This window comes from Streptomyces cahuitamycinicus (assembly GCF_002891435.1).
Classification (GTDB): Bacteria; Actinomycetota; Actinomycetes; order Streptomycetales; family Streptomycetaceae; genus Streptomyces; species Streptomyces cahuitamycinicus.
On the sequence record NZ_POUC01000341.1, the window covers coordinates 1 to 8,873 of the forward strand.

Consider the following 8,873-nt stretch of genomic DNA (forward strand, 5'->3'; position numbering starts at 1 on the left):
GTCAAGCGGCACCCACGCTCCGCCACCCCCTCCCCCCTTCCACAACTGCGAGGGCTGCGAGCGTGCCATCCGAACACCCACACCCGGCTCCTACTGCCGCGACTGCTGTGATGCGGGCCTGGGCACCTGCGCGGCGGCATGAACCGCCCTCCGTCGGCCCGCCGCACAATCCCGCAACGTCCTCTTGTAGCTGTGGCTCGTGCCGTTCCCGGCCGAGGCATCGGTCCGGGTCACCCGAGGGTTCTGTCAGATGCCCCAGGGGTCGGGGTGTGGTTTGGACGCCGGGTCCTGGGACCAGGTCAGACGCTTCTCGATCTGGTCCCCGGTGAGGTCGACGAGCCGGTCGGCCGCCCAGCCGTTCCACTGCACCGCACCAGGAAACTGCGGTAGCCGGAAGGCGGGAAGACGCGTCGGCAGCGCCTCGACGCGGTACACGGGCTTCTTGACCTCCCCGTCCAGCCTCTTCGGCTTCGACGACCTGTGCGGATCGAGGCAGTCGACCACCTTTTCGACCATGAAGACGAAGTACTCGTCGCCCTTGGCGCCCTTGATGTCGACCGGCACCAGACGGCCGGCCGACGACAACGCGTCCCCCAAGGAGTCGGCGAGACGCCGGCTGAGCACGGGAGCACCTGGCCTGCCGGAGGGGAACTCGCTCCTGGCCCATCGCTGCTCGCCCATCCACTCCGCGCTCAGCCGGGCGGGCGGCTCCACACCGGCGCGGGCACTCTGCCAGCGCATGAGCTGACGCACTCCGACGCTGTCGAGATGCAGCTGCTGGTACTCACCGAGGGTCGGCAGGAGCCGGTAAACCGACAGCGCTCCACCGGGCACGTCAGTCATCGCGTCACCACCCTTGTCCGTCGTCGGGTCGTAGTACCGAAAGAGTTGTAGTGGAGCTGCGTCTCGGGGTCTAAGTACTGGCCGGGGAAGCGCAGCGGGGTGTACGCCCCGTCCGGTGCCGTGAGCCCCCAGAGGGTGGCATCGGAGCGCCAGGCGATGTCACCGGCCCCCGAGACCAGATCGGTCGGGGTGCCGACCAGATCGGTGACGATGGCGAAGAACCTCTCGTCGACGACCTCCTGAGGCGCGTCGGCGAGGGTGGTGCGCTCCGTCCGTCAACGGGCGAGTGCCGTCCCGTTCCCAGGTCAGTGTGGACACCTCGGGCGAACCGGCGCGGACGGTGGTCTGCTCCACCAGATGTGCGCCGTCCCAGGTGAACCAGGCCTCCTCGGCGACGCCCTGCTCGTCGGACGACGGCCGGAACGGTCGTGGAGCCGTGAGCAGTATGCCTACCGATACCAGTCCTCGCCGTCGCTCTCCAACGCACTGCGCAGATAGCGCTTCAGGCTCGGCGCCAGGAGGATTCTGCTGTCCGTCTCATGGTCCCAGACGAACACCTCGTCGCGCTCGGGCCGCCGGACGAAGGCGAACTGGTCTCCCCCGCCGTTGTCTCCGAAGAACATGAGCGCATCGAACTCCCTGTACAGGGACTTGCGCTGTTCGTCGTTGCGGAACGAGAGATTCTCACCGAGGATCCGGTCGGCAGACCAGATGACGTCCGTGCCGTAATCATCGGCCAACCCGTTGCTCTCGAGAAGGAAGGCGCGGAGGTCACCCGGGAGCGGCTGACCCAGGACCGATTCGATGCGGTCGAGGGTGCCGGGGTATGCGGGGTCACGGAGTTCCGCGGAGGGGAACGCTTCGACGAGCTCGCGCCAAGTCACATTTACTCCGATTAGGTGCCGTCAGCGTCTGTCGCTACGGCGCCGGTGCGAGCCGACCGGCCAAGACGTCGTCCACCTGACTCTCGGGAAGGGCAGGAATTGGCCAGGGCGAACCTACCGCAGCGTTCGGTTCGACCAGCGATCACCTTGTCGTTCTCGTCGGAGATCTGCCGCTCGGCGTGGTGAGCATTCCACTCCTCGACTGCGGCCATGAGTACCGCGTCGATCGGAGTCTGGGCGCGCAGTCCCCGCTGGCAGATGACGTCTGGCCAGTCCTCGAAGACCCACTGCCACCTGTCCAGCCTGTCGGTCTTCTGCGAGGTGATCATCAGGCGCACAGCAGCGGCTTTCCTGCTAGATGTCCCGGCCGTCCTCGTGACAGGGAGGTCAGCCCGTGAACCGGAACGTCGACGTGATCGCGTCGAAGATGTCGAAGAAGGAGTCCGCGAGGTCGAGGACCTGGCTGCTGCCGGCGACCAGGGCCACCTTGCCCTCCTGGCCCGGGACGGGGATGTACGTCTGCATCAGCACGGCCCGGATGGTCCGGTTGAGCGCGTCGCCCGGTACGGCGATGTCCTCGATGCCGTACGTGCGCGCGGCAGGCCCGACACCGGGGATGTCGACGGTCGTGACCTTCCGCCAGGAGTCGCCTTCCCGCTTGGCCTCCTTCACCGCGAGTTGGCTCGCGATGACGGCCGGGTCGTTCGACAACGGCTCACCGCGCTCGTTTCGACCGCCGACGAGGGAGACGGTCACCGAACCCGTTATCGGGGTGTCGCCGCCGAAGCTCTCCGCCATGCAACCGCAGTACATCGCGCCGGACTTCCAGGCGTCCGCGGCGGCCTTCCGGAGGAAGTCGACGTACGCGTCGCGGTACTGCTCCAACTCCGGGCGTTGCCGCACCCGTTCGCCCACCATCCGCCGGATCGAGTCGTCCCGCGACTCCGGCCGCACGTCGAACTCCCACCAGGATTCAGGCACCTTGATCCGGAAACCGCCCCGCTCGACGGTCAGTGTCTCCATGTAGCGGGCCATGACGCCGGTCTCCCCGTTCGCTCGATCACACGTACGCACATCGTGCCACTACTCCTTGAGCGTCCAGAAAGGAAGCCGCCGCTCACGTTGCCGCGCTCCCCTGTCACCCGGGCGGGATAGCCTGGCCGGGGCACTCCCTGGAGGTGGACACGATGAGCACTCAGGCCGACCACGGACATGAGCTGGCCCCCCGCCCCCAGCACACTCCTGACGCCCTGCGCGCCGCCCTCGCCGCTGTCGATCCGGCTCGTCTGGAAGAGATGCAGGCCACGAAGGACGACGCCTTCGCCAAGGCGGTGGAGTGGCAGTCCCTCAGCCCGGTGCAGAGCTGGGTGCTGGCCTGGGCCCGCGACATCGAGATCGCCCGGCGTCCTGACCTGTCCACCCGCTACGCCCGCGCGAAGAGCAACCTGGAGCACGAGGACACCGCCATCGCCCATGAGGCCCTGCGTGAACTGAGCGCTGTCCTGGACGAAGCCATGAACGCGGTCAGCGAGTGAGCTGGAAATGGGAGTACGCCTTCGGCGCGGAGGAAGTGGCCCGAACCGCTCCCGTCGGCTTTCTCGCGGAGGTGGAACTCAAGGCCGATGAGTTGGTCAGGGCCGCCGAGACCCTGCACATTCACGGACAGGCGCATGATGGCGTAGACCCGAGGGGTGGCGACGTCATCGTCCCCGGGGGCATGTTCACGTATCAGGTCGTCGTCCGCAGCGAGCGGATCTACGTCGTCCAGATCACGTACCTGGGCTTCTGAGTCGACCACACGAGACCCACCTGCCGTACGACTCCCTCCCCCGGGGCCGATGAGCGCACCCCGGCGTCGGCAGCGACTACGGCGACGCCCTCGGCTCTGCCCCGGCTGACGTCCGTCTTCGTCGGCGGATCCTCGCGCAGGGACATCGGCGCGACGTCATACGGCCACCCGCGTATGCGCAACATGCGGTGACCACCCCCGGCAAGCACAAGTGCCCTGCCCACCCCCGGCACAGCAAAGGGACCCGCACGACCGAAGTCGTACGGGCCCCTTCGAGCCACTCAGGTCAGTAGACCCTCAAGCCAGTCCGAAGACTCACTTGTTGATCTTGGTGACCTGGCCGGCGCCCACGGTCCGGCCACCCTCACGGATGGCGAACTTGAGGCCCTCCTCCATGGCGACGGGCTGGATGAGCTCCACCTTCATCTCGGTGTTGTCACCCGGCATGACCATCTCGGTGCCCTCGGGGAGGGTCACCACGCCGGTCACGTCCGTCGTACGGAAGTAGAACTGCGGGCGGTAGTTGTTGAAGAACGGCGTGTGGCGGCCACCCTCGTCCTTGGACAGGATGTAGGCCTGCGCCTCGAACTCGGTGTGCGGGGTGACCGAGCCCGGCTTGATGATGACCTGGCCGCGCTCGACGTCCTCGCGCTTGATGCCACGAAGCAGCAGACCGACGTTCTCACCGGCCTGGCCCTCGTCGAGGAGCTTCCGGAACATCTCGATGCCGGTGACCGTGGTGGTGGTCTTCTCCTGCTTGATGCCCACGATGTCAACGGTCTCGTTGACCTTGAGGACACCACGCTCGATACGGCCGGTGACGACCGTACCGCGACCGGTGATCGTGAAGACGTCCTCGATCGGCATGAGGAACGGCTTGTCGACGTCACGCTCGGGCTGCGGGATGTTCTCGTCCACGGCCTTCATGAGCTCGAGGACGGAGTTGCCCCACTCCTTGTCGCCCTCGAGCGCCTTGAGCGCCGAGACCTTGACGACCGGCAGGTCGTCGCCCGGGAACTCGTACTCGGAGAGGAGCTCACGGACCTCGAGCTCGACGAGCTCCAGGATCTCCTCGTCGTCCACCATGTCGGCCTTGTTCAGCGCGACGACGATGTACGGAACGCCGACCTGGCGGGCCAGGAGCACGTGCTCCTTGGTCTGCGGCATCGGGCCGTCGGTGGCGGCGACCACGAGGATGGCGCCGTCCATCTGCGCCGCACCCGTGATCATGTTCTTGATGTAGTCCGCGTGACCGGGGCAGTCGACGTGGGCGTAGTGACGCGTCTCGGTCTGGTACTCGACGTGCGCGATGGAGATGGTGATACCGCGCTGGCGCTCTTCAGGAGCCTTGTCGATCTGGTCGAAGGCCGAGGCCTCGTTCAGGTCCGGGTACGCGTCGTGCAGCACCTTGGTAATGGCGGCCGTGAGGGTCGTCTTACCGTGGTCGATGTGACCGATGGTGCCGATGTTGACGTGCGGCTTAGTCCGCTCGAACTTCGCCTTCGCCACTGGGGTCCTCCTGGGGAGTGGTTCTGGTACGCCTTACTCATCGGCGCCAGGTGATCTTTGCTGGAAAGCCCGGGCCCCGGGGCACTCTCACCGCTATTGCGGCGGAATGCCCCTCAAGGCTCCGGAGTCAAGCCTACGGCGTGCAGACGCTCTGCGTTACTCGCCCTTGGCCTTCGCGATGATCTCCTCGGCGACGTTCCGCGGAACCTCGGCGTAGGAGTCGAACTGCATGGAGTAGCTCGCACGGCCGGACGTCTTGCTGCGCAGGTCGCCGACGTAGCCGAACATCTCCGAGAGGGGCACGAGGCCCTTCACGACGCGGGCACCGGCCCGCTCCTCCATGGCCTGGATCTGGCCACGGCGGGAGTTGATGTCACCGATGACCTCACCCATGTAGTCCTCGGGCGTGGTGACCTCGACGGCCATCATCGGCTCGAGCAGTACGGGGCTGGCCTTGCGCGCGGCCTCCTTGAAGGCCTGCGAACCGGCGATCTTGAACGCGAGCTCGGAGGAGTCGACCTCGTGGTAGCCACCGTCGATGAGCGTGACGCGGACGCCCGTCATCTCGTAGCCCGCGAGGATGCCGAACTGCATGGCCTCCTGCGCACCGGCGTCCACCGAAGGGATGTACTCCTTCGGGATACGGCCACCGGTGACCTTGTTCACGAACTCGTACGAGGCGTCGCCGCCCTCGATCGGCTCGATCGCGATCTGCACCTTGGCGAACTGGCCGGTACCACCAGTCTGCTTCTTGTGCGTGTAGTCGACCCGCTCGACCGCCTTGCGGATGGTCTCGCGGTACGCGACCTGCGGCTTGCCGACGTTGGCCTCGACCTTGAACTCACGGCGCATACGGTCGACCAGCACCTCGAGGTGCAGCTCGCCCATGCCACCGATGATGGTCTGGCCGGTCTCCTCGTCCGAGTGGACCTGGAAGGACGGGTCCTCCTCGGCCAGGCGCTGGATCGCGACGCCCAGCTTCTCCTGGTCGCCCTTCGACTTGGGCTCGATGGCGACCTGGATGACCGGCGCCGGGAAGTCCATGGACTCCAGGATGACCGGGTTCTTGTCGTCGGACAGCGTCTCACCGGTGGTGGTCTGCTTCAGACCCATGACGGCGACGATGTCGCCGGCGCCCACCGCGGCGATCTCCTCACGCTTGTTCGCGTGCATGCGGTAGATCTTGCCGATGCGCTCCTTCTTGCCCTTGACGGAGTTCAGCACGGCGGTGCCGGACTCCAGGCGGCCCGAGTAGACCCGGACGAAGGTGAGCTTACCGAGGTGCGGGTCGCTCATGATCTTGAACGCGAGCGCGGCGAGGGGCTCGTCCTCCGACGGCTTGCGCACGACGACCTGCTCCGGGTCCTTCACGTCGTGGCCCTCGATGGCCTCGACGTCAAGCGGGGTGGGCAGGTAGCGCACGACCGCGTCGAGCAGGGGCTGAACGCCCTTGTTCTTGAACGCGGTGCCGCAGAACACGGGAGTGACGGTGGTGCCGCCGCTCTTGCCGGACGCGATCGTGATACGGCGAATCGCGGCGTAGAGCTGCTCCACGGTGGGCTCGGTGCCCTCCAGGTACAGCTCCATCAGCTCTTCGTCGTTCTCGGCGACGGCCTCGAGCAGCTTGCCGCGGTACTCCTCGGCAGCCTCGGCGTGGGTGTCCGGGATGTCGACGGTGTCGTACATCTCGCCCTTGGTCGCCTCGGCCGACCAGACCAGGGCCTTCATCGTCACGAGGTCGATGACGCCCTTGAAGTCCGCCTCCGCACCGATCGGCAGCTGCATGACCAGCGGCTGCGCGCCCAGGCGGTCCGAGATCATGTCCACGCAGCGGTGGAACTCGGCGCCGGTACGGTCCAGCTTGTTGACGAAGCAGATGCGCGGCACGCCGTAACGGTCGGCCTGACGCCACACCGTCTCGGACTGCGGCTCGACACCGGCGACACCGTCGAACACCGTCACGGCACCGTCGAGCACGCGCAGGGAGCGCTCCACCTCGACGGTGAAGTCGACGTGCCCCGGGGTGTCGATGATGTTGATGGTGTAGTCGTTGTCCTCGAGCGGCCAGTGACAGGTGGTCGCAGCAGAGGTGATCGTGATGCCACGCTCCTGCTCCTGCTCCATCCAGTCCATGGTGGCGGCGCCGTCGTGGACCTCACCGATCTTGTACGACACGCCCGTGTAGAACAGGATCCGCTCGGTGGTGGTCGTCTTGCCCGCGTCGATGTGGGCCATGATCCCGATGTTGCGGACCTTGGCCAGGTCAAGTGAAGTGGTAGCCATAAGGCTTCAGTCTTCTCTCGGTCTCGATGTGGGTAGCGACTACCAGCGGTAGTGCGCGAAGGCCTTGTTGGACTCGGCCATCTTGTGGGTGTCCTCGCGCTTCTTCACAGCGGCACCGAGGCCGTTGGAGGCGTCGAGAAGCTCGTTGAGCAGACGCTCGGTCATGGTCTTCTCGCGACGGGCGCGGGAGTAACCGACCAGCCAGCGCAGCGCGAGCGTGTTGGCGCGACCGGGCTTGACCTCGATCGGAACCTGGTACGTCGCACCACCGACACGGCGGGACTTGACCTCGAGGGTCGGCTTGATGTTCTCCAGCGCGCGCTTCAGCGTGATGACCGGGTCGTTGCCCGTCTTCTCACGCAGACCCTCCATGGCGCCGTAGACGATGCGCTCGGCGGTGGAGCGCTTGCCGTTCAGCAGCACCTTGTTGATGAGGGAGGTCACCAGAGGAGAACCGTAGACCGGGTCGATGATGACCGGGCGCTTCGGGGCGGGGCCCTTACGAGGCATTCTTACTTCTCCTTCTTGGCGCCGTAGCGGCTGCGGGCCTGCTTGCGGTTCTTGACACCCTGGGTGTCGAGCGAGCCGCGGATGATCTTGTAGCGAACACCCGGCAGGTCCTTCACACGGCCGCCGCGCACGAGCACGATGGAGTGCTCCTGCAGGTTGTGTCCCTCACCCGGAATGTAAGCGGTGACCTCGATCCCGCTGGTCAGACGCACACGCGCGACCTTACGCAGGGCCGAGTTCGGCTTCTTCGGGGTGGTCGTGAACACGCGCGTGCAGACGCCGCGACGCTGGGGCGAACCCTCGAGTGCGGGCGTCTTGTTCTTCTCGACCTTGTCCTGCCGGCCCTTCCGGACCAGCTGCTGGATCGTAGGCACTACTTCTCCGGTTTCTGTGTGCCGAATGGTGAAGCTAACCTGGAACATCTCCGACCCACGCGGTCGGGTGTGTCGAATCCGTGGACTCCCGCCGCAAGGCAGAAAAAAGCGCGGATCACGGTGGCCGACATCGGCTCGCCGTGCGGTTCATGGCACACACGCGAGCCAGGGCACACCCCAGGCACAAGGTCTGAGCGTACCTACCGCATTCGCTGCGGTCAAAACAAATGGGCGTCGCCCGCATCGCCGGGCGGGACATGTCAAGCCCCTCAGCCGTTGTCGATCTTCAATTCGTCGGCGAGTGTCCGATATGCACACCTTCAGGATGCTACGACGGACACCACCGTCAGCAACACCAGAACGAGTGCCCAACCTGCCGTGGACAACCATCCGAGCACGAGACCGGTCAGCGCGAGCCCGTCCCCCAGCTCTCCCCGGCTGCGGATCTCGGCCCGGGCCACATGCCCCAGCACGACGGCCGGGATCCCGGTCAGCCCCATGGTGGGCACGCACAGCAGCCCGCACACCCCCGCCGCGACGGCCTTGCCGTTGGTCCGCGGCCGCGGCACGGGCAGGTACGACGCCGGCACGGCCCCGAACGACGCAGGCTGCGGCAGCGGCCCCTGCGGCAGATCCGCGACGAGCAGCGCCAGCTCCCCCACGGTCCGCGCGGCGTACGCC

Annotated in this window: 11 protein-coding genes and 1 pseudogene; 2 read left to right on the forward strand and 10 right to left on the reverse strand. The window is 66.5% G+C overall.

The features are described from left to right. Positions 1-246 precede the first annotated feature (246 nt). From C1J00_RS32160 to C1J00_RS32175, 5 genes and pseudogenes are all read right to left on the reverse strand, one after another. Positions 247-843: a hypothetical protein gene (locus C1J00_RS32160; RefSeq protein ID WP_102912508.1), complete on the reverse strand. Its 597-nt coding sequence runs from the start codon at positions 841-843 to the stop codon at positions 247-249. Positions 844-861: 18 nt separating this feature from the next. Next, positions 862-1,263 (reverse strand): annotated as a pseudogene (locus tag C1J00_RS44510) (RHS repeat-associated core domain-containing protein); the annotation flags it as partial. A gap of 29 nt (positions 1,264-1,292) precedes the next feature. Beyond that, the gene (locus C1J00_RS32165) at positions 1,293-1,727 is read right to left on the reverse strand and encodes an SMI1/KNR4 family protein (RefSeq protein ID WP_180989767.1); all 435 of its coding nucleotides are present in this window, start codon (positions 1,725-1,727) and stop codon (positions 1,293-1,295) included. A gap of 11 nt (positions 1,728-1,738) precedes the next feature. Continuing rightward, a complete protein-coding gene (locus C1J00_RS32170; protein WP_102912510.1) occupies positions 1,739-2,065 on the reverse strand; it encodes a hypothetical protein in 327 nt (108 codons plus the stop codon). 49 nt (positions 2,066-2,114) lie between these two features. Next, complete coding sequence (locus tag C1J00_RS32175; RefSeq protein ID WP_102912511.1) at positions 2,115-2,762, reverse strand: hypothetical protein; 648 nt, start codon at positions 2,760-2,762, stop codon at positions 2,115-2,117. 152 nt (positions 2,763-2,914) lie between these two features. Between C1J00_RS32175 and C1J00_RS32180 the strand changes: the two genes are divergently transcribed. Then, on the forward strand, positions 2,915-3,262 hold the full coding sequence (locus C1J00_RS32180) for a hypothetical protein (RefSeq protein ID WP_102912514.1): 348 nt from the start codon (positions 2,915-2,917) through the stop codon (positions 3,260-3,262). Further along, positions 3,259-3,516 carry a cupredoxin domain-containing protein gene (locus C1J00_RS32185; RefSeq protein WP_102912512.1) on the forward strand — a complete coding sequence of 86 codons (258 nt, stop codon included), beginning with the start codon at positions 3,259-3,261 and terminating at the stop codon, positions 3,514-3,516. Before C1J00_RS32180 ends, C1J00_RS32185 begins: the two co-directional genes overlap by 4 nt. Before the next feature lie 315 nt (positions 3,517-3,831). Here C1J00_RS32185 and tuf read toward each other — a convergent pair whose 3' ends face one another. The 5 genes from tuf to C1J00_RS32210 form a co-directional block, all read right to left on the reverse strand. Then, positions 3,832-5,025: an elongation factor Tu gene (tuf, locus tag C1J00_RS32190; protein WP_030839706.1), complete on the reverse strand. Its 1,194-nt coding sequence runs from the start codon at positions 5,023-5,025 to the stop codon at positions 3,832-3,834. Between the two features lie 156 nt (positions 5,026-5,181). Next, positions 5,182-7,308, reverse strand: a complete 2,127-nt coding sequence (gene fusA / locus C1J00_RS32195; RefSeq protein ID WP_102912513.1) for an elongation factor G — start codon at positions 7,306-7,308, stop codon at positions 5,182-5,184. Between the two features lie 39 nt (positions 7,309-7,347). Further along, a complete protein-coding gene (gene rpsG, locus C1J00_RS32200) occupies positions 7,348-7,818 on the reverse strand; it encodes a 30S ribosomal protein S7 (protein WP_003974303.1) in 471 nt (156 codons plus the stop codon). A gap of 2 nt (positions 7,819-7,820) precedes the next feature. Next, positions 7,821-8,192 (reverse strand): 30S ribosomal protein S12, encoded by a 372-nt coding sequence (gene rpsL, locus C1J00_RS32205; RefSeq protein WP_003948652.1) that lies wholly within the window; start codon positions 8,190-8,192, stop codon positions 7,821-7,823. A gap of 320 nt (positions 8,193-8,512) precedes the next feature. Then, on the reverse strand, positions 8,513-8,873 hold a 361-nt coding region (locus tag C1J00_RS32210; protein ID WP_102912515.1), incomplete at its 5' end, for a DUF4190 domain-containing protein.

Excerpts from the sequence above, each read along its gene's own strand:
- rpsG (WP_003974303.1), bottom strand. The coding sequence starts at position 7,818 with ATGCCTCGTAAGGGCCCCGCCCCGAAGCGCCCGGTCATCATCGACCCG.
- fusA (WP_102912513.1), bottom strand. The coding sequence starts at position 7,308 with ATGGCTACCACTTCACTTGACCTGGCCAAGGTCCGCAACATCGGGATC.
- C1J00_RS32180 (WP_102912514.1), top strand. The coding sequence starts at position 2,915 with ATGAGCACTCAGGCCGACCACGGACATGAGCTGGCCCCCCGCCCCCAG.
- C1J00_RS32160 (WP_102912508.1), bottom strand. The coding sequence starts at position 843 with ATGACTGACGTGCCCGGTGGAGCGCTGTCGGTTTACCGGCTCCTGCCG.
- C1J00_RS32175 (WP_102912511.1), bottom strand. The coding sequence starts at position 2,762 with ATGGCCCGCTACATGGAGACACTGACCGTCGAGCGGGGCGGTTTCCGG.